We start from the raw sequence: 20,217 nt of genomic DNA on the forward strand, positions 1-20,217 counted from the left end.
TAAGTAATAAGCCTCTTTTATAGATGCATTCGTATCTTGTCATGGTATATCGATAAACTCCTGTCACAAAACTGACCCCAAATACATTGCTGTGTTTGAGTATTATCTTGCGTTGTACGACGCGATTGCTTAAATATAGTGGGCAGACATTCTTGATATGGACAAGGATTGGCAATCATTTTTATAAGATTTAAAATAACGCCCAAACGTGGTTGTTTTCTTTTATAAAATAATGCAAATTCTCGCCGCAAAAAAAGGTGATGACAGTGACGCAAACCACGCAAAGTCCGAATATGACGGGACATACCCAAACAGGTAATGCCGCCAAAAATTTTGAAGAAAAGCAACAACGTCTTGCTGAAGGTAGCAAGCAGCCTGTGATGCTATCTGGTGCTGAGATGCTGGTGCAATCGCTGACGGATGAGGGTGTCAAATATATTTTTGGCTATCCAGGCGGCGCAGTGCTGCACATTTATGACGCGTTGTTTCAGCAAGAAAACATCGAACATATTTTAGTGCGTCATGAGCAAGCAGCCGGCCATATGGCTGATGCTTATTCGCGAGTAACTGGTAACACAGGTGTCGTGCTGGCCACGTCAGGTCCAGGTGCTACCAATACAGTAACTGCGATTGCCACTGCCTTCATGGACTCAGTTCCGATGGTCGTGATTTCAGGTCAGGTGCCAAGCAGCCTAATCGGTGAAGATGCGTTCCAAGAAACCGATATGATCGGGGTCTCTCGTCCTATCGTAAAGCATAGCTTTCAAGTACGCCATGCTAGCGAAATTCCAATGATTGTCAAAAAAGCCTTTTTTATTGCGCAATCTGGTCGTCCAGGTCCTGTCGTCATTGACGTACCAAAAGATATGACCGCGCCTAGCGAAAAATATGCCTACGAATACCCAGAAGAGGTGTTTATACGCTCGTACCAGCCTTCAGTGAAAGGGCATGGCGGCCAAATTAAAAAAGCGGTTGAGACCTTATTATCAGCGCAGCGTCCTGTTATCTATGCCGGTGGTGGCGTGATTTGGAGTAAAGCCCATAAAGAGCTGACCGAACTTGCACATCGTCTAAACTTGCCAGTGACCAATACGCTAATGGGTTTGGGAACATTCCCTGGCTCTGATCGTCAGTTCTTGGGCATGCTCGGTATGCATGGCACTTATGAGGCCAACATGAGCATGCATCATGCAGATGTTATTTTGGCAGTTGGTGCGCGTTTTGATGACCGTGTCACCAATAACGTCAAAAAATTCTGCCCGAATGCGACTATTATTCATATCGATATCGATCCAGCTTCTATCTCCAAGACTATTCTTGCCCACATTCCTATCGTTGGTGACGTAAAATCGGTTCTTACGGATATGTTAGAGATTATCGGTGAAGATAAAGAATTGGAGCAGCATGCCCTATTAGATTGGTGGTCACAGATTAATGAATGGCGTAAGCGTCATGGTCTGCGTTATGATACCAGTACCGAAAACGGCATCAAGCCACAAAGTGTCGTACAAGCACTAGACAGAGTGACCAACAGCAATGCCATTATCACCAGTGACGTCGGTCAGCATCAGATGTTTGCCGCGCTTTACTATACTTATCTAGAGCCAGGTCAATGGCTCAATTCGGGTGGTTTAGGTACGATGGGTGTTGGCTTACCATATGCAATGGCAGCCAAGCTTGCTAATCCAGATCGTGATGTGGTCTGTATTACTGGCGAAGGCTCTATTCAGATGAATATTCAAGAGCTATCGACATGCCTGCAATATAATCTACCAGTCAAAATCTTGAACCTAAACAACGCGCAGTTGGGTATGGTAAAACAGTGGCAAGACATGCTGTATGAAGGTCGTCACGCGTCATCTTATATGAATTCATTACCAGACTTTGTCAAGCTAGCTGAAAGTTATGGTCATGTTGGTATCAAGATTACTGATCCTGCCACCATGGAAGCACAGATTGCAGAAGCCATGGCAATGAAAGACAAGCTGGTATTTATTGACGTTTATGTCGATCGTAATGAGCATGTGTATCCAATGCAAATCGCTGGACAGACGATGCGTGATATGTGGTTAACCAAAGGGGAGCGTACCTAATGCAACAACAACATCTGATTTCGGTATTGATGGAAAACGAAGCGGGTTCGTTGTCGCGGTTAGTCGGCTTGTTCTCACAACGTGGTTATAATATTGAAACCTTAAACGTCGCCCCAACGGAAGATCCGAGTATTTCGCGTCTGACAGTGACGACGATTACTTCTCCTGAAAGAATTGAGCAGATCACCAAGCAATTGCATAAATTGATTGAAGTGGTTAAAGTGCTTAATCTATCAGACACCGTTCACGTTGAGCGCGAGTTAATGCTAGTCAAAGTTCGCGCAACGGGTAGCGTACGTGAAGAGATCAAACGCAGCGCAGATATTTTCCGTGCACAAATTGTTGACGTCAATGCCAACCTCTATACGATTCAGATCGTTGGTGATACGGCTAAGCTCGATGGTTTTATCGATACTATCGGTCGAGAACGTGTCTTAGAAGTGGTACGTTCGGGTGTGATTGGTATTGCACGTGGAGAAAAAACACTGAGTATTTAATACGCTTAGTGGCTGAGCAACTGAATAGTTAATCAAAATAATTTTAGTTAGAATCTATCTATTTACCATTAACATAACGCTTATGTTAGTGACCATTTTACGATAATGGCTACTGCATAAGCGTTTATTATCCATGGCACGCCATGATTGAGGAAAAGGACTCTATTTATGAACGTTTATTATGATAAAGATTGCGATCTATCGATTATCCAAGGCAAAAAAGTTGCGATTATTGGTTACGGTTCACAAGGCCATGCACACGCACTTAACCTACAAGATTCAGACGTCGATGTGACTGTTGGTCTACGTGCAAACTCAAGCTCATGGAAAAAAGCGGAAAACGCTGGTCTAAAGGTTGCTGAAGTTGCTGATGCAGTTAAAGCTGCTGACGTGGTTATGATTTTGACCCCTGATGAGTTCCAAAAAGAGCTTTATAACAATGAGATTGAGCCGAACATCAAAGAAGGGGCTACGTTAGCTTTCGCTCATGGTTTCGCGATTCATTATAACCAAGTTGTTCCTCGCAGCGATCTTAATGTCATCATGGTTGCCCCAAAAGCGCCTGGTCACACCGTTCGTAACGAATTCACCAAAGGTGGCGGTATTCCAGATTTGATCGCGATTTATCAAGACGCCTCAGGTCAAGCCAAGCAATTAGCTTTGTCTTACGCAGCTGGAGTTGGTGGTGGTCGTTCAGGCATCATCGAAACCACGTTCAAAGACGAAACTGAAACCGATTTATTTGGCGAGCAGGCCGTACTTTGTGGCGGTGCTGTTGAGCTAGTAAAAATGGGTTTTGAAACGCTAACAGAAGCAGGCTATGCCCCAGAAATGGCTTACTTTGAGTGTTTGCATGAGCTTAAGCTTATCGTTGACCTCATGTATGAAGGCGGTATCGCTGATATGAACTACTCAATCAGTAATAACGCTGAATATGGCGAATATGTGACTGGTCCTGAAGTCATCAATGAGCAATCACGTGAAGCCATGCGTAATGCGCTAAAACGCATCCAATCTGGCGAATACGCAAAAATGTTCATCAGTGAAGGCGCTACTAACTATCCATCAATGACTGCTCGTCGTCGTAACAACGCTGAGCATCAAATCGAAGTGACTGGTGCTAAACTGCGCGGCATGATGCCTTGGATTGGCGGCAACAAAATCATCGATAAAGACAAAAACTAAGTCAATATTTTATGATAATAAGGCTTAAGAAGTCTTAAAGAAACCCGTGTTATCGAGTGATAGCACGGGTTTTTTATTGCTATCAATACAAAGATATTTTTGAAAATATCTGAAAGACATAGTCAAAACATCCTAAAAACGCGACAGTATTGCTGATATCAATTTTTTGTCGCCTCTGTCTGCGCAGGCACAGCACGCAAGAAAAAGTGATATCAGCAGTGCGTGATGTATCGATATTACCTTTCACTCACTATAGCGGTTGAAAACCAGTAACCTACACCCAATATAAGGAAGCGTCGTCGGTCCAGTTACGTGACTATGTCGGTGGTTGTTTCTCTTCTTATTTTTTCCATAGATTACAGGTTGTGTGTTGTGCAAATATCTTTTCCAGACTGGCTAACGCCGCAATTCGTGTATATTACTCTTAGTGCTGTCGTGGCTGTTTTGATTTGGATCGAAGGTGAGATGCTCAAAGGCACCGATGGCAAGCTGCCACAATCTAAGTTTTTTCAAATCAGCTCGCTGCTAGACACTTCATGGTTTTTTATCTCTGTGGTGATGTTATACGTGATCGATCTAACGCCGTTAGCGGTTGCAGTACCTGCGGCATACGGGATTTATACGGTGTTTGGTTGGGTTTACGGCACCAAATTGTTAAAGCGTAAAGGTATCCCAGATTCACCTAAAGATTTGGTCATACCAGCTAAGTATATTGCTTATAGCCAATCGTTTTCTTTAATATTTTTTGCCCTTTGTTTACTGGTGTTGACCTCACCATGGCTACCTATAGCACAGTAAATGTATGCAAAAAGTGATAGGATCTAATTTTTATTATTGAATATATATAACAAGAATATTAAAATTGACAGTAATAAACAGGGTCTAGAAGAGATAACGAGCCATCAAAATATGATGCCAAAGGGTTATCAAAGGCTTCTTATATTGTTTACAAAACTCTGTAATTTAATATGTTGCAGTCAAAAAAAACTGTTATAATCAAGCTGTACTCAATGGATTTGAGGCAAAAACCACAAGTTATCTCTTTGATATATTATGAGTTTGAGCCGTCGCATTCAGCAAAAAATCTAGGGTATATATCAATTAATCGGTGATGACACACGTCTCGCCAACAGTTAAAGAGTCAGGAAAATTTATGTCAGATAAAGTTGAAGGCACTGTAAAGTGGTTTAATGAAGCTAAAGGTTTTGGTTTTATCGCTCAAGACAATGGCGGACAAGACGTATTCGCTCACTACAGCGCTATCCAAGGTGGCGGTTTCAAAACCCTAGCTGAAGGCCAAAAAGTATCTTTCATCTTAGGTGATGGCAAAAAAGGCCCACAAGCTGAGCAAATCGAAGCCATCTAATTTTAACGGCTGTTGAGTATCACTGTTAACAGTATTCTCAGCAATGTTAATCTTAACAAGATGTATAGATTTCTTTGTTTGTTAAAACAATAAAAATACTGTTTAGACTTTAAAGAAAAGCAACCTCTCATCAGGTTGCTTTTTTTGTGCCATTTATTTCACATTGAAAATAACTGTCGTTAAATACTAGCGGTTTGAACGGTCGATGATTCCAGATAATGTAACGTATTTACGTAATAAAAATGTAGGAAAGAGGGTGTTTTATGAAGTGGCATACATGGTTTTCGATTGAATGGCAGCAAGTATTAGGTATTTCATTATCAGCGCTTGGGTTTTATTTAGGACTCATGTTATTTACGCGATTGATGGGGCTACGAAGTTTTTCTAAGCTCTCGAGCCATGATTTTGCCATGACAGTTGGTATTGGTAGCATACTGGCCTCAACAGTGTTGTCCGATAGCCCGTCTTTGTTACAAGGCTTATTCGCCGTTGCTGTACTATTTATGATTCAAGGGGTTATCTCAGTTATCAGACGTAAAGTCAAACCCTTGAAATCCTTGATTGATAATCAGGCTATCATACTAATGGCGCATGGTGAATATTTTTTGGATAACCTAAAAGAAGCGAATTTGAGTACCAGTGATGTGCAAGAAGTACTACGCAAAAATGGGCTCAAATCCAAGAGCGAAGTTTTTGCAGTTATTATGGAAACCACAGGGGACATGAGTGTCATTAAAAATGATAACACCACTCCCGACTGGTCATTGTTTGATGATATTCGTGATAGTGATTTGTTGATTAAGCCTGATAAAAGCACTTTATAAAGTGTTTTAAGCGCATAAAAAGCTTTGAGGTGATAAATAATAACAAAACGTTAAGTAAGTAATGCGATGATAATGCTATAAAGGGCAAAAGGTTAAGCCCTTTATTAGAATGAAACCGTAAATAATAGGTCTATAAACTATTTTTTTAATAATAGTGACAAATTTATGACGCATTATTCACGGCACTGCCTTGACCTTAAGGCGCTGCTCGCGCAAGATAGATAGGTCTGATAATAACGGTTGGCTTAGCTTTAACAGATTTGATGAGTAGGGAATAGTAGACCGATACCCTTTGGTATTGTTTTGGCATTTCTGACTATTAATTTGCTGTTGAGGCAGTAACGACCTTAAGTAGCACTTTGAACGACGATTTGAACGACAGTTTAAAAGATGAACCTTTGGTTCTTAACTGACAATTTTTTAATTCATAACATTAATAAACGAGGAACGTATGAAAGCATTAGTAGCGGTCAAGCGTGTCATTGATTATAACGTAAAAGTTCGTGTAAAAGCTGATAACTCTGGCGTGGATCTATCTAACACTAAGATGTCAATCAACCCTTTTGATGAAATTGCAGTAGAAGAAGCCGTTCGTCTAAAAGAAGCGGGTGTGATTGATGAAATCATTGTTGCCTCAATTGGTCCAAAAGAGTCACAAGAGCAAATCCGTGCAGCGCTAGCATTGGGTGCTGATCGTGGTGTTTTAGTATTGACTGACGCCAAGCCTTATCCACTGCAAATTGCTAAGATTCTGAAAAGCATTGCTGAGTCTGAATCTACAGATATTATCCTATTGGGTAAGCAAGCGATTGATGACGACAATAACCAAACTGGTCAGATGCTAGCCGCATTGATGGGCATTGGTCAGGGTACGTTTGCCTCAGAAGTGAAAGTTGAAGGCGATAAAGTTAACGTCACACGTGAAATCGATGGTGGTTTACAAACGCTTGCACTTGACTTGCCAGCGGTGATTACGACTGATTTGCGCTTGAATGAGCCACGTTATGCCAAACTGCCTAATATCATGAAAGCAAAGAAAAAGCCACTTGATGAAAAAACGCCAGCTGATTTTGGTGTTGATATGGCTTCTAAGCAAGAGATTATTAAAGTTGTGCCACCTGCTGAACGTAAAGCTGGTATTACAGTGAAGTCAGTTGATGAATTGGTCGATAAGCTAAGAAACGAAGCAAAAGTAATCTAGTACTTTGTTATAGCGTATTCTGTGTAAAATTATCATGACGCTGCTCGTGTATTTTAAAGCTAAGCGTATAAATAATTTTATGAACAGATGACCACATGAATAGATGATACGAACAAATAAAGGATAAAAACAATGGCAATTTTGGTATATGCAGAACACGACAATGCCAGTCTAAAAAAGGCAACTTTAAACACTATCGCTGCTGCTAAACAAATGGGTAGTGATGTCCATGTATTGGTCGCCGGTAGCGGCGCGCAAGCAGTGGCTGATGAAGCAGCAAAAGCTGAAGGCGTGGCTAAAGTACTACTGGCCGACAATGCAGCTTATGAGCATCAATTGGCTGGTAACATAGCGCTATTGGTTGCTGATATTGCTGGCGATTACAGCCATATCATTGCACCTGCTACCACGACTGGCAAAAACTTCATGCCACGTGTTGCGGCATTACTTGATGTGAGCATGTTGTCAGAAATCTCTGCTGTCGTAGATGCGCAAACTTTTGAGCGTCCTATCTATGCAGGCAACGCAACAGCGACTGTTAAAACATCAGAAGATAAAGTGGTATTGACTGTACGTACGACCGCATTTGATCCAGTCGCGAGCGAAGGTGGTTCAGCCACAGTTGAAGCAATCGATAACGTGCAAGAAACAGGTAAATCAAGCTTTGTTAACGAAGAGATGGCGAAATCTGACCGTCCTGAATTGACCTCAGCTGGTATTGTTGTTTCTGGTGGTCGTGCATTGGCCAATGGTGAGAACTTCACTAAGTACATCGAACCATTAGCCGACAAATTAGGCGCAGCGGTTGGCGCATCACGTGCTGCTGTTGATGCAGGCTATGTACCAAACGATATGCAGGTCGGTCAAACGGGTAAAATCGTTGCACCGGATCTATATATCGCTGCTGGTATCTCAGGCGCGATTCAGCATCTAGCTGGTATGAAAGATTCTAAAGTCATCGTTGCTATCAACAATGACCCAGAAGCGCCTATCGCTAGCGTTGCGGATTACTTCTTAGAAGCTGATTTGTTTGAAGCATTGCCTGAGCTAACCAGCAAGGTGTAAGCTTGAACGATTAAGCGTCTGATATCGCTTAATCTATGATAAATCGTAAAGCCTCCGATTCAATGAATCGGGGGCTTTTTTATTGGATATTTTAGATACTGATATTTTCTATGCCACTTTTTATATCGCTGTAATTTAGCTTATTTTTATTACTATTCTCAAAACGGTAATACGCCTTAGATTTTATAAGACTTATCAAAGTGAAGGTACACGCTAGTCAAATCGATAAATGTCAGCTACTATACTGATACTATCATTTGATTTGTATTTTTTCAGATTGATCTGACTATAGATGACTAAATGATAGACCAATTAATTAGTACGTTAAGGGATTAGGAGATACTAATGGAGGCAGGATTAAACATGTCAGAACGCTTACCTCAAGAATGGAATGATTGGGTAACAACGAATATGATGCGCGGTGTTCGAGCAGAGACAATCGTTCAAACACTAAAGGATAATCGCTTTTCAGACGCTCAAATCAAAGTCGCACTGAGTGATGATTTTAAGGTAGCAGCAAACGACAGTAAACAACCGATTCGTAGGCTACCAAATAATTGGAAAGAATGGGTCGCTACCAATTTGCTTGAAGGCACGAGTAAAAACAGTATTGCGAACGTATTGACGCAGCAAGGGTTTAGTCATGCGGAGATATTACTAGAAATAGAAACGGCTTCTAAAAGTCCTTACCTACAGGCAGGCGTTAAAGCCGCTAAGCTCCTAAAAAAACGAGAATGGCTGCTTAGCACCTGCGATGACTTGGCCAAGTTAGATCCTGGTTATAACAAGCAAATTGATGTGATCGATACGCCACCGTTTGAGGTGTTTATTAAAGATTACTATAGTAAACATAAGCCTGTGGTACTAAAAAAAGGCATTGATCATTGGCCAGCACTAAAAAAATGGAGCCCGCAGTATTTTGCAGATACGTTGGGAGATGCAGAAATTCAGGTGCAGTTCAACCGCGAGAATGATGCGCTTTTTGAACGTCATTCTGATAAGTATCGTAAATCAATGCTGATGTCTGAATTTGTCAATATGATAGAAAATGACGGTGAAAGTAACAACTATTATATGACTGCTAATAACACGCAACAAAACGTTGAAACCATTAAACCGGCACTTGATGACATTGGTGATTTTGGTAAAGGTTATCGACAGCTTTTGGACAATGATGCGGCCTTTAGTACGTATTTTTGGATGGGACCCAAAGGAACATTTACGCCGCTACACCACGATTTGACCAATAATATGCTGGTTCAAGTATATGGTGCTAAGAAAGTAACATTGATTCCAGCATGGCAAGTACCTTGGTTATACAATGATTTGCACGTATATAGTGAAGTGGATTTTCCTACTTTCGATCTGAAGAAACATCCTTTGATGCGGCATGTGACCCCAGTTGAAATCACTATTGAAGCTGGCGACGCATTATTCATTCCTATCGGGTGGTGGCATTGTGTGAATGGACTGGAAAAATCTATTAGTATTAGTTTTACTAACTTTAATGCACCGAATAACTATTCTGCAAGCTTTATGGAAGCACAAAACTGATGTGTATGTAGAGTTGAGTGAATAAGATCTAAATAAAAAAAAGACTGAATAAACATATTTATTCAGTCTTTTTTTTATCAATCTTTTATCTGTACTACATAAATGACAGTGCGCTTTAGGAGTAGCTTCTTTGACGTAGCGTTTCATATAAGCATAATGAGCCTGCAATGGCGACATTGAGGCTTTCTTGGCCATTGGGCTGTGGTAGAGCGATAGGGGTGGCACACTGCATCAGTTCATCGCAAACGCCTTGACCTTCATGTCCCATAATCCAAGCGATTGGCTCTTTCAAGTCATGTTGATAAATAATCGTATCGGTATGTGAACTGGTCGCTAAAAGTGGTACTTGGACATAATCTAAGATGTCTTGCACACTTAGACCTTCATAGATAGTTAGGGCAAACTGCGCACCCATACCTGCTCTTAGCGTCTTAGGAGACCATGCTTGCGCTGTGGCATCGGTACAGAGTATGTTCTTGATGCCAACTGCTGCTGCGGTGCGTAGTAGGGTACCAACATTACCACTGTCTTGGACATCATTCAGAATCAGGCAGTCATCATTGATTATCGCTAAGCTAGGCGTCGGTATATTAATAAGCGCCATGATATCGATACCCGTACCCAAGCTACGAATACTCTCATATAGCGAGTCTGATAGCGTTAGAATAGGCGTATAAGTCGGCAGACGAGTTAAAACCTGCTGCACCTCAGAATGCTGATGTGCGGATTCTGCTAGCAATATTTGGGTAAACGGGTAGTCGCTACGCAGAGCTGCATCGATGAGATGAATCCCTTCGATGACAGTTTGACCTTGTTTTTTACGCTGTCGAGCTTGCGCCAATAGTGCCTTGACCAGTTTGACCGTCGTATTTTTATCTGAGGTAATCAGCTCGGTGGGATTTGCTACCATAATGGATCGCTTAGAAAAAAAGATAGAGAATTTGGACACTCATTATAAATCCACATCAATAATGGACATTATAATGAGTGTTACCGGACTGGTTCAGCTGACTTATTTATCAGTGTGCTTTACATGTAAGTCTTTAATATAATTGACTTCATTCTTGCTACCGAGTACCACTGGGACGCGCTGATGAATATCCGTCGGTTCGATATCTAGGATACGATGGACAGCATCAGTAGCACCGCCACCAGCACGCTCGATTAATAAGCTCATTGGGTTGGCCTCATACATCAAGCGCAATTTCCCTGCTTTGTGAGCGTATTTGGTATCAAACGGATAAGTGAAGAGACCACCGCGGCATAAGATACGGTGCACATCACCAACCATGGCGGCAACCCAGCGGGTGTTAAAATCGCGACCACGCACACCAGCTTCGCCAGCAATCAATTCATCGATATACTGTTGCATGGGTGCGCGCCAGTAGCGATAATTTGAGCTGTTGATCGCATACTCGCTTGTATCAGCATCGATTTGGACATGGTCTTCAATGAGTACATAGTCATTGGTGTCTGGATCTAAGCTAAACATGACAACCTTATCTGCTATGGTCAATGCTAGGACGGTAGAAGTGCCGTATAATAAATAGCCAGCTGCTAGCTGCTTATTACCCGCTTGCAAATAATCGCTATTTTCACTTGTCTGACCTTGACGCTCATACGGTAAAATAGAGAAAATAGTGCCCACTGCCATATTGATGTCGATATTTGATGAGCCATCAAGGGGGTCGAACAATACCAAAAGACTGCCATCAGCATTGGCGGCGGTAGCATCATCAAGCTCTTCTGAGGCAACACCTGCGCAATGGGTATTTTTTTCCAACGCATCAAGCAATAAATCATTTGCCAGTACGTCTAGTTTTTTTTGCTCTTCGCCTTGGACGTTTTGATTGCCGGCTTCACCCAAGATATCTGCCAACGCCCCTTTTCTAAGCAACTGCGAAATAGTTTTGCCAACGTCTGTGACCGTCGTAATGACGTCATTCAGTGCAGGGCTGGTCGCATTGGCGTTTAAATAGTGTGCTAAGGTCGTCATGAGGCTTCCTAATAAATGGCCTAGAAATTTGAAAAAAGATAAGCGCTAAAGCAGTTTGCAGGTAGCATTAACCACTCTTGGAGCAGGTAAATATTTAAATAGGTGGTACGGCGTCTTTGTCCCACACACAAAATCAGCTACACTATCTCTGTTATTATTCATTGATAGTTTTAGAGTACTGGTTTTTTATTGTGGTGGGTATAGGTCTATGACTATTATCTAATAGCACTGCCGATATCTAATAGCGCTGCCGAACTTGTTTTACATCGCTTATACTATTAGGGTAAATTGTAGCAAATAAGCGCCTAAATGTCCCTGTATCTGTGCGTATCCGTTATAAATGAACAAACAAAGATGAATAATCCGTTATTATTGACTCATATAAACCAACGATAAAGACTTGTCATTATGTCAAATTCTATTGATAGTAGCGCAACACACAGCATCTCACCGACAGATTATGCCAAATTCGACCCCGATACCATTCATCAAAAACTAAATACCTCGTTAAGTCGTCCACAGCTTAATATAGATGGCGGCATCCGGCATTTTTTGGGCGTAGAAGGGTTAAATAAAGCCCAATTGCAGGCGATTATTGCTAAAGCTGAGACATTTTTTGATGATAATGGACAATTAATCAATCGTCCTGAGCTGGAAGGCTACACGGTGATGAATCTGTTTTTTGAGCCATCAACGCGTACGCGCACGACCTTTGAAGTGGCAGAAAAACGTCTGGGTGCTAATGTGCTCAATATCGATATTGAACGATCTAGCACTAAAAAAGGCGAAAGCCTGCGAGATACCTTGTGGAACCTACAAGCCATGACGGCGGATATTTTTGTCGTACGCCATTCTGCTTCAGGCGCTGCCCACTTTATGGCGACCGAAGTCACACCAGACATTGCTATCATCAATGGCGGTGATGGCTGGCATGCCCATCCGACCCAAGGCATGCTGGATATGCTCACCATTCACCGTGAAGCGCCGCGTCCTTTTGAAGAATTATCGGTGGCAATCGTTGGGGATATAAAGCATTCACGCGTCGCGCGCTCGGACATCAGCGCCTTGCAAACGCTAGGCGTTACAGATATTCGTGTCTGCGCACCACGTACATTGTTGCCCAAAGGTATTGAGCGTTTTGGTGTACAAGTTTATGAAAATATGGATGAGTGCGTGACGGACTGCGATGTGATTATGGGCTTGAGAATTCAAAACGAGCGTATTGGCTCGCCATTACTGGCGTCATCAAATGAATACTATAAGCACTATGGCATCACTCCAGAGCGGGTCGCACTTGCTAAACCTGATGCGTTGGTGATGCACCCAGGACCTATGAATCGTGGGGTGGAGATTGCCTCTAGCGTTGCCGATGGGGCACAATCTGTGATTTTAAAGCAGGTGAATAACGGTATTGCTATTCGTATGGCGGTATTGTCGCTTGCGATGGAAGGTCAACGCGCTCATCAAGCAGCTGGCAAGTAATCGCTGCCGCGCTGTTTTATTCTCACTTATTTTATTGATACGGTAATAACGCTCATGTCTACTATGCTCAATACTGATGCACCGCTCATTGACCATCTCCCTGATACTTTTAAAGCATCACTTTCAGATACTGCGAGAACTAAGCTGGCTAGCCTTGAGGCTGGACGCGAGATGTGGTTGCTGCCACCGTTGGTTGATTTGTGTGCCCGTTTACGTGAACCAGGCCAACAACAACACGGTACGCTAAAGTCAGAAGGTTGCGCTGCTCGAGCCAATGGTTTTTTGCATGTAGTGACGCCACCCGATACCAATCCTATCTTAGAAAACGGCTCGCTGTTAAAAGGTTTGCGTGAGCGCGCGCTTGAAGATGGCGGTATTTATTTGCATATCTTGGGTGCACTAACGGCAGGTTTGGAAGGTGAGCGTCCATCTAATATCGCAGGACTCAAAAAAGGGGGCTGTATTGCGGTCTCTAATGCGCGTAGACCTTTTGCCAATGATTTGGTATTGCTGCGTACTTTAGAATATGCTGCAACCTTTGGGATGAAAGTATTCTTTTATCCTGACGAGTCCAGTCTGTCAGGAGATGGGGTGGCGCATGAGGGTTATATTGCCTCATATCATGGACTAAAAGGTATTCCATGGATTGCAGAGACTGTGGCCTTGTCTACTCAGCTATTAATGGTCGAAGAAACGGGAATTGCTGCTCATTTTAGCCAATTGTCATGTAAGTCTTCCATTGAGCTAATGCGCTGGGCGAAGGATAAAGGTTTGCCGGTTACTTGTGATGTGGCCATGCATCAGTTGTATTTAACCGATGATAATTTAGAGGGTTTTAATGCCCAAGCTTACGTGTTACCGCCACTGCGCAGTAATACAGATCAGCAAGCCATCCGTCGTGGATTAAAAGATGGCACCATTGATGCGATTTGTAGTCATCATGAGCCATTGAACAGTACTGCCAAAAAAGCGCCCTTTGCCGATTGTACGCCCGGTATTTCAAACTTTGATACCTTTATGGCGCTGGCATGTCAACTGGTCAATGATGACGTACTAACGCTAGAGCAGTTGGTCGATAAAATCTGTCTGAATCCTGCAAAAATCGCTGGCATTAGCACGCAATATGAACACATTGGCGGTGCCGTATTGGTCGATCCGAATATCGAGTGGCAAGTCACTGCGCAATCGATGCTGTCAAATGGTAAAAACACGCCGTTCTTTAATCAGAAATTGCAAGGGCGCGTCGTGGAGACGTTCTTTGGCTAATTTTCCCCAACGGGACGAGGATTTACAGACATCTTCGAGGGCTAATCGCCATGACCGGTCAAGTCATGATGATAGGTTACGCGGTGAATCTAGTGAGTCGATTAAAGCGGTAGCCGTCTATGAAGTGGCTAAAGGGGTCAGCGCGCTACTCGGGGCAGTCGCGTTATGGTTATGGCATACTGACCTTGAGCGTTGGCTCGCCACTGCCACAGAAACTTGGCAGCAGAACTTTGGTCATTTTCTTGCACCGCAAATCGACAGCATCGTGCGGATTGCCCAGCAGGCAAGTAAAAATTGGCCTTTATTTCTATTATTTATATTTGTCTATGCAGCGATACGTTTCATTGAAGCTTATGGCTTGTGGCAAGATAAGACATGGGCCTATTGGTTCAGCGTCATCGGCTACGGAATATTTATTCCTATAGAACTGTATTATTTGATCGCCCGTCCCTTTGACTGGTTTAAGCTTGCTATTTTTATTTTAAACATTATCATCGTTATTGTGGTGTATCGTAATATGAAGCAAAAAGGTCTAATATAAAGCTTTATAGTCAGAGCACTTTTAAACTGCTACGGTGTTGCCCTTCCTAGATGTACTCAGTGTACTATAGTCAATCCACTATAAAAGCGTTACAGCGTTAACCTCGCTTGAGGTATTAAATATACATCTACACTCGGTCGCCTTGTAGCGATTCTAAAATTCCTTGACTATAGATACTGATTAAAAAACCCAGCATAAAGTTAAGGGCTTTATACTGGGTTTTTATTATCTGCAAGCTTTTATAATTGATATTTTTATTGTTTACATAGTCAGTGAAAAGTAATATCAGCAGTATCGTAGCGTTTTAGAGTTCTTTGACTATAGCTCAACGGTTTTCTCATCCGTACGAATGCTCTTGGCGACTTTGCCGACGCTCAACCCTTGCACCAAGATGGAGAAAATGACGACGGCATAAGTGAGTGCCAATAAGATATCGCGCTCTGTGCCCATAGGCAATTGCAGTACTAGGGCAACCGAGATACCACCGCGCAATCCGCCCCATGTCAGCACTTTCCATGCACCAGCTGGCAAGTTAAGTTGACGACTAAAGGTCTTAGTAGTCATGCCAACCACGATCAGCCTTGCTAATAGAGCGATGATAATGGTCAGACCACCTGCGATAAATAAGTTACCCGAATAGGCGATTATCACAACTTCAAGACCAATCAAAACAAACAAAATAGCGTTGAGAATCTCGTCTATTAACTCCCAAAACAAATCAATATAGTGGCGAGTCTTATCACTCATCGCCAGCTCGCGACCGCGGTTGCCGACCATTAATCCCATCATTACCATGGCCAGTGGCCCTGATAAATGCCAATGACTGGCCAGCGCGTAGCCGCCTATGACACCTGCTAAGGTTAATAGCACCTCTTCTTGATAACTATCAATGCTCTTTAGTAAATAATACAAAATCGCACCGAGCACTAAGCCAAAGACAACACCGCCACCAGCCTCGACAGCCAAGGTATGTGCTACATAATTAGCGGTTGGAATATCACCGCTAGACAAAATACCAAGCAGCAAGACAAAAATAACGACGCCGATGCCATCATTGAATAAGGACTCGCCAGCAATGACCGTTTCGATGCTTTTTGGCGCACCAGCCGATGCAAGGATGCCCATGACTGCAATCGGATCAGTCGGTGATATTAAAGCACCAAACAATAAGCACCACAAAAAAGGTAGGCCAAAGTCAAATAGGGGCAGCATAAAATACAGGGCAGTGGCAATGAGTAACGATGACACTATGGTGCCGATACCTGCAAGAATACCAATGGGTAATTTATAACGTTTTAAATCACTAATATTGACGTGCAACGCTGCTGCAAATAACAGCATAGAAAGCATGCCATCGAGCAGTACTTCAGTAAAATCAAGCTGCTCTAATAAGCTGACTTCATAATCAATGAGCTGGTCAAAGCCTAAAAAGCCCAAAAAAATCGCGCCGATAGATAAGAGAATGGAGATGACCATGACACCAATGGTAGTGGGCAAACCAATAAAGCGATGATTAACATAGGTCAATAAAGCGGTAATAGATAAAAAAATCGCGCTGATTTCAAGGATGGTCAGACTGGTGGTAGATGCCATGAAAGAAGTCTCAGGGTGAATGTAAAGATATCTCTAAGCCAAAAGCTTATGAGTGTTGTGTAAATAGAGTGTTTGTTCTTATCTGCTGGCATTCGATGTGCCAATAACTCAGATCATTAGCTTGATTCTGTCTGTAACGCTTTATCAATGTGGGCAGCAAACTCACCAACATATGCAAAATATTGATGGGCAGCGTCGTCGTCAAGGATAAATTGCTTTGCCTGTTGGCACATGGCTTTTAGATCATCGATTAATTCGATATAGCTCAGATTTTCCTCGCCTGCGCGCGCAACCAATTTCAGTTCGTGCAGCAGGGTTTGCTGTTGTGCTGTATTTACTCGAGCGTAGTTCAGATCGACCATTGCCTGACAGAGGGCTTTTAGCACCATCAAGTCGGCAGTCGCGTAACGGCGTATTTCACCAAGTGAGGTATCAATAAAGTCTGATATTCTTGGCGTATGAGTGACGACAGCTAGCATTGTAAATCGTTGCTCTTTGCTAGTATCAGCGTCGTCGTTTTGCGTTGGTGGCGTATAAAAGTGATAAGGACTTGGTGGTTGACGACGCATGATAATACTCAGGCAAGTGGTCAGTGACTGCACACAATTGACCGCCGTTTTGGGATCATTGATACCAGGAGACAGGGCACGCACGGCTATCTCGGTCATTTGTCCTAGACTATAAGCGATATCATTAGAGTGTGTGACGCGCTGCTCAATACGTATGCAGGTGGCAAAGCGCTGCCAAAACATGCCATCGGGTGTACGCGGGATAACAGCCAAGTGTGCTGTCTTCGTCCTTTTTAGGTTGTTTGGATGATCAGCTGGGCGTTGATAAAAATAGCCAATAACGTTTTTGTCAGTGACAAAATCGCCAAGATTGGCATGGAGTTGCACCACGCCACCGTAGTCTTGTGTCAATGTGATCAACGACTCTAGATAAATTTGTTGTAAGTAACCACAGCTTGGCGAATAGATAGTCGTCTTCGGCCAAGCGTAAAACTGCTCAACGTCATTGTCTTCAACATCACGCTGATGTGTGATATCACACTGGTCACTATACCAATGGTAAATACTTTTAATCGCATCGTTGCTGGCATTTTGAATGACATGCGATGCTTGAATGGCATGTACCATGTGTTGGACAAAATATACTAATAACAGAGCACAGATAATCGCCATGATAATGGCAAAGGTTACTGCTAACTGCGGCACACCAAACGCAACGTCATACTTATGAATCGACTTTAAGACCAATAAACTATAACTAAAGGTACCGATAAACGCACCTAGGACAAATTGGTTTGGCGTATCTGTCAAAAAATTACGTAACAATCGCGGCCCAAATTGCGAGGAGGCCATCGATAGTACGGCAATAGTTATCGAAAACGTGGTACCTGCGACGCCAAGTACCGCCCCTGCAATCGCGGTCATAATTGCGCGTGCCGCATCATCATCGCCCGTAAAGGCAAAACTGAGCTCCCTGACGGTTTCACGGTCAAAGTGCTCATCAATCGTGACTAAGATAGGCGCGAGTATTATACCCACGAGTACACAAGCAGTTGGGATAAACCAATAAGAGCCAATCAAATGCTCCCAAAGGTTTCTAAAGCGATCAGGCAAGTCGGTTAGCGTCTTTAGCGACCATAACTGTGCGAGATTTTTTAGTCCGTTTTGTCCTGTATTGACAGCGCGGGTAAAGAGGCTGTTTTTAGCATGGTCATTGGCTGCCATAGGTATTGAGGTATCCAAAATAATAGTTATTTGACAGTTATATGGCTTGATTGGTTAAAATTCATCATCAGTTCAATACAAGAAAGTACGGCAAGCATGACATCCAACTGGGGTGGGTTTCCCTTGCTAACCGTACTATTACCGCTCAATTACTGATGTTACTCATATTGCTTTTGGATTGTCTGCTTCAGTAATGATAGTGTTTTTACCTTCGCGTCTACCAGCATCGGTTTTTACTGGTTGTTCGCCAGTGTCTTTAGGAATAACAATTTCATGGTCATGATTGTCGCAGTCTACATCGCTGTCTTTATCATACGCCACAGGGTCAAAATGCGGGACATCATCATGAACGTCTGAAGTATCTTTGGCTAATTGCTGAGTTGGGGTAGTCATCGTTTTTCTAAACAGTTTGTCCCTCTTATGCGGATGAGAGTCAGCGTCGTCATTTGCTGATTTTTTGCGAGGCTCGCTGTTTGTGAAGATAGTGCCCAATGGTAAGTTTAGCTGTGCTTTGGCAAACGCCTCAGTATTCTCAAATCGAGTAACCAATAAGCTCAGCCAAGGTTTTTGATCTTCTTGATTCATCTCGTCCAGCTCATCCTTAATGGGCAGCGGATAAGGCAGTGTGCGATAAAAGTCCCATAACGTCATGTTGCGCAAGTCTTTTTTGAGCACATAGTCATCGTCTTCGGTCATAGTAATGAGATTGCTATCTTGCAGATAGTTAATATAGGTATACCACTTTGGTAGCTCTTTGCGGCCCAGCACATTACGCAGTGCTTGCTCGCTAACCGCTTCACCCTTTAAGTGATGGGTATACACGAGATTTAGCATGTCTAACAAGCTAAGCAGCGGATGGCGCGGGTAGACTTCCTCAGTTTCAAAAATCGTCAAGGTATAACTAATCTCAACCCCTAATAAAATTAAATTCCAAGACAAATATATCCATAATAAAAAGATAGGTAGCGCGGCAAAAGCACCATAAATCGCCTCGTAACTGGTAAAGTTTGCCATCACAGTACCAAAAAGATGCTTCATCAGCTCAAAGACGATGGCAACAAAGATACCAGCAATCGCTGCGTTTTTTGCTGGCACGCGAGCTTTTGGGATAAACCAATACATCCCGATAAAACCAGCGATGGTGATGCCAATTGAAACGGCTTGTACCCAAAAAGACCAATCAATGCCATAACCCGCAATTTGGCGGTTTAAAAAACTCAGGCTTTGCACGGTACTTGAGGCGATAAATGCCGTACCCAAAACCAGCGGCCCTAGGGTAACGATGGTCCAATAGCGCAGCATGCTTTTGATGCCACCTGAACGATTTTCTACGCGCCAGATTTGGTTAAAAGCGCGCTCAATGGTCGTCAAAGTCATGATGGTCGTAAAAAACAACACCATCGCACCAATGATGGTGAGGTTTGATGATTTTTCCGCAAAGCTATTGATATACTCGCTGACCTGCATGCTTGATTGTGGCAGCAAGTTGCTATAAATCACCTCATAAATCTGTGCTCTGACCGAAGCCAATGCTGGTACTGAGGACAAAATCATCAGTAGCACCGTTAATATCGGTACAATAGATAGCATGGTCGTATAGGTAAGTGACGCCGCTTTTTGTTGGCAGTTGTCTTCAAAAAAATGCCGAATCAAAAATCGTAAGAACTGAAACCAGCGTTGGTGTAAAAATGGGATTTTTTTTAATAAGTTTTCCATGTCGACCATTTAGCAGCGATAAGAGTGACAATAGTGTAACAAAAATGTACTATCCGCATCTGCCAAATAATTGTGTCAAAATGCACAGCGGCAACCGTTAACGGG

Annotated in this window: 17 protein-coding genes; 12 read left to right on the top strand and 5 right to left on the bottom strand. The window is 42.8% G+C overall.

The window, feature by feature from the left end; translation table 11 throughout:
- Positions 1 to 260 precede the first annotated feature (260 nt).
- From J5X94_RS12000 to J5X94_RS12040, 9 genes are all read left to right on the top strand, one after another.
- Positions 261 to 2,093 (top strand): acetolactate synthase 3 large subunit, encoded by a 1,833-nt coding sequence (locus J5X94_RS12000; protein ID WP_189586296.1) that lies wholly within the window; start codon positions 261 to 263, stop codon positions 2,091 to 2,093.
- Positions 2,093 to 2,590, top strand: a complete 498-nt coding sequence (ilvN, locus tag J5X94_RS12005) for an acetolactate synthase small subunit (protein ID WP_010196775.1) — start codon at positions 2,093 to 2,095, stop codon at positions 2,588 to 2,590. The genes J5X94_RS12000 and ilvN overlap by 1 nt, the downstream gene beginning before the upstream one ends.
- Positions 2,591 to 2,758: 168 nt before the next feature.
- On the top strand, positions 2,759 to 3,775 hold the full coding sequence (gene ilvC, locus J5X94_RS12010) for a ketol-acid reductoisomerase (protein WP_010196778.1): 1,017 nt from the start codon (positions 2,759 to 2,761) through the stop codon (positions 3,773 to 3,775).
- A gap of 372 nt (positions 3,776 to 4,147) precedes the next feature.
- Entirely contained in the window at positions 4,148 to 4,573 is a 426-nt protein-coding gene (locus tag J5X94_RS12015) for a hypothetical protein (RefSeq protein ID WP_189586300.1), read from the top strand.
- 355 nt (positions 4,574 to 4,928) lie between these two features.
- Entirely contained in the window at positions 4,929 to 5,141 is a 213-nt protein-coding gene (locus tag J5X94_RS12020; protein WP_010196799.1) for a cold-shock protein, read from the top strand.
- A 263-nt stretch (positions 5,142 to 5,404) separates the two neighbouring features.
- The gene (locus J5X94_RS12025) at positions 5,405 to 5,965 is read left to right on the top strand and encodes a DUF421 domain-containing protein (protein WP_010196800.1); all 561 of its coding nucleotides are present in this window, start codon (positions 5,405 to 5,407) and stop codon (positions 5,963 to 5,965) included.
- A gap of 451 nt (positions 5,966 to 6,416) precedes the next feature.
- The gene (locus J5X94_RS12030; protein WP_010196801.1) at positions 6,417 to 7,166 is read left to right on the top strand and encodes an electron transfer flavoprotein subunit beta/FixA family protein; all 750 of its coding nucleotides are present in this window, start codon (positions 6,417 to 6,419) and stop codon (positions 7,164 to 7,166) included.
- A 132-nt stretch (positions 7,167 to 7,298) separates the two neighbouring features.
- The gene (locus J5X94_RS12035) at positions 7,299 to 8,231 is read left to right on the top strand and encodes an electron transfer flavoprotein subunit alpha/FixB family protein (RefSeq protein WP_010196802.1); all 933 of its coding nucleotides are present in this window, start codon (positions 7,299 to 7,301) and stop codon (positions 8,229 to 8,231) included.
- A gap of 363 nt (positions 8,232 to 8,594) precedes the next feature.
- Positions 8,595 to 9,785, top strand: a complete 1,191-nt coding sequence (locus tag J5X94_RS12040) for a cupin-like domain-containing protein (protein ID WP_189586306.1) — start codon at positions 8,595 to 8,597, stop codon at positions 9,783 to 9,785.
- Between the two features lie 115 nt (positions 9,786 to 9,900).
- On the opposite strand, the gene J5X94_RS12045 is transcribed toward J5X94_RS12040, so the two are convergent.
- Positions 9,901 to 10,695: a TrmH family RNA methyltransferase gene (locus J5X94_RS12045; protein ID WP_010196807.1), complete on the bottom strand. Its 795-nt coding sequence runs from the start codon at positions 10,693 to 10,695 to the stop codon at positions 9,901 to 9,903.
- A gap of 102 nt (positions 10,696 to 10,797) precedes the next feature.
- Positions 10,798 to 11,781 (bottom strand): class 1 fructose-bisphosphatase, encoded by a 984-nt coding sequence (locus J5X94_RS12050; protein ID WP_194621015.1) that lies wholly within the window; start codon positions 11,779 to 11,781, stop codon positions 10,798 to 10,800.
- Between the two features lie 408 nt (positions 11,782 to 12,189).
- On the opposite strand from J5X94_RS12050, the gene J5X94_RS12055 reads away from it, so the two are divergent.
- From J5X94_RS12055 to J5X94_RS12065, 3 genes are read left to right on the top strand one after another with little or no spacing between them, the layout of a single operon-like run.
- Positions 12,190 to 13,263, top strand: a complete 1,074-nt coding sequence (locus tag J5X94_RS12055) for an aspartate carbamoyltransferase catalytic subunit (protein ID WP_194621014.1) — start codon at positions 12,190 to 12,192, stop codon at positions 13,261 to 13,263.
- 54 nt (positions 13,264 to 13,317) lie between these two features.
- The gene (locus J5X94_RS12060) at positions 13,318 to 14,529 is read left to right on the top strand and encodes an amidohydrolase family protein (protein ID WP_010196814.1); all 1,212 of its coding nucleotides are present in this window, start codon (positions 13,318 to 13,320) and stop codon (positions 14,527 to 14,529) included.
- A complete protein-coding gene (locus J5X94_RS12065; RefSeq protein ID WP_210541397.1) occupies positions 14,522 to 15,070 on the top strand; it encodes a DUF2127 domain-containing protein in 549 nt (182 codons plus the stop codon). Before J5X94_RS12060 ends, J5X94_RS12065 begins: the two co-directional genes overlap by 8 nt.
- Positions 15,071 to 15,388: 318 nt before the next feature.
- On the opposite strand, the gene J5X94_RS12070 is transcribed toward J5X94_RS12065, so the two are convergent.
- The 3 genes from J5X94_RS12070 to J5X94_RS12080 form a co-directional block, all read right to left on the bottom strand.
- Positions 15,389 to 16,663 (bottom strand): cation:proton antiporter, encoded by a 1,275-nt coding sequence (locus J5X94_RS12070; protein ID WP_210541398.1) that lies wholly within the window; start codon positions 16,661 to 16,663, stop codon positions 15,389 to 15,391.
- Positions 16,664 to 16,779: 116 nt separating this feature from the next.
- Positions 16,780 to 18,396 (bottom strand): DUF2254 domain-containing protein, encoded by a 1,617-nt coding sequence (locus J5X94_RS12075; RefSeq protein ID WP_210541399.1) that lies wholly within the window; start codon positions 18,394 to 18,396, stop codon positions 16,780 to 16,782.
- A 162-nt stretch (positions 18,397 to 18,558) separates the two neighbouring features.
- On the bottom strand, positions 18,559 to 20,112 hold the full coding sequence (locus J5X94_RS12080; protein ID WP_210541400.1) for a YihY/virulence factor BrkB family protein: 1,554 nt from the start codon (positions 20,110 to 20,112) through the stop codon (positions 18,559 to 18,561).
- Between the last annotated feature and the right edge of the window lie 105 nt (positions 20,113 to 20,217).

This window comes from Psychrobacter sp. K31L, from assembly GCF_017942195.1.
Taxonomy (GTDB): domain Bacteria; phylum Pseudomonadota; class Gammaproteobacteria; order Pseudomonadales; family Moraxellaceae; genus Psychrobacter; species Psychrobacter glaciei.

What these genes read in the sequence shown, in the direction of transcription:
- ilvC (WP_010196778.1), top strand. Translation starts at nt 2,759, where the DNA reads ATGAACGTTTATTATGATAAAGATTGCGATCTATCGATTATCCAAGGC.
- J5X94_RS12070 (WP_210541398.1), bottom strand. Translation starts at nt 16,663, where the DNA reads ATGGCATCTACCACCAGTCTGACCATCCTTGAAATCAGCGCGATTTTT.
- J5X94_RS12025 (WP_010196800.1), top strand. Translation starts at nt 5,405, where the DNA reads ATGAAGTGGCATACATGGTTTTCGATTGAATGGCAGCAAGTATTAGGT.
- J5X94_RS12060 (WP_010196814.1), top strand. Translation starts at nt 13,318, where the DNA reads ATGTCTACTATGCTCAATACTGATGCACCGCTCATTGACCATCTCCCT.
- J5X94_RS12020 (WP_010196799.1), top strand. Translation starts at nt 4,929, where the DNA reads ATGTCAGATAAAGTTGAAGGCACTGTAAAGTGGTTTAATGAAGCTAAA.
- J5X94_RS12040 (WP_189586306.1), top strand. Translation starts at nt 8,595, where the DNA reads ATGTCAGAACGCTTACCTCAAGAATGGAATGATTGGGTAACAACGAAT.
- J5X94_RS12045 (WP_010196807.1), bottom strand. Translation starts at nt 10,695, where the DNA reads ATGGTAGCAAATCCCACCGAGCTGATTACCTCAGATAAAAATACGACG.
- J5X94_RS12000 (WP_189586296.1), top strand. Translation starts at nt 261, where the DNA reads ATGACAGTGACGCAAACCACGCAAAGTCCGAATATGACGGGACATACC.
- J5X94_RS12080 (WP_210541400.1), bottom strand. Translation starts at nt 20,112, where the DNA reads ATGGAAAACTTATTAAAAAAAATCCCATTTTTACACCAACGCTGGTTT.
- J5X94_RS12055 (WP_194621014.1), top strand. Translation starts at nt 12,190, where the DNA reads ATGTCAAATTCTATTGATAGTAGCGCAACACACAGCATCTCACCGACA.
- J5X94_RS12035 (WP_010196802.1), top strand. Translation starts at nt 7,299, where the DNA reads ATGGCAATTTTGGTATATGCAGAACACGACAATGCCAGTCTAAAAAAG.
- J5X94_RS12050 (WP_194621015.1), bottom strand. Translation starts at nt 11,781, where the DNA reads ATGACGACCTTAGCACACTATTTAAACGCCAATGCGACCAGCCCTGCA.
- ilvN (WP_010196775.1), top strand. Translation starts at nt 2,093, where the DNA reads ATGCAACAACAACATCTGATTTCGGTATTGATGGAAAACGAAGCGGGT.
- J5X94_RS12075 (WP_210541399.1), bottom strand. Translation starts at nt 18,396, where the DNA reads ATGGCAGCCAATGACCATGCTAAAAACAGCCTCTTTACCCGCGCTGTC.
- J5X94_RS12030 (WP_010196801.1), top strand. Translation starts at nt 6,417, where the DNA reads ATGAAAGCATTAGTAGCGGTCAAGCGTGTCATTGATTATAACGTAAAA.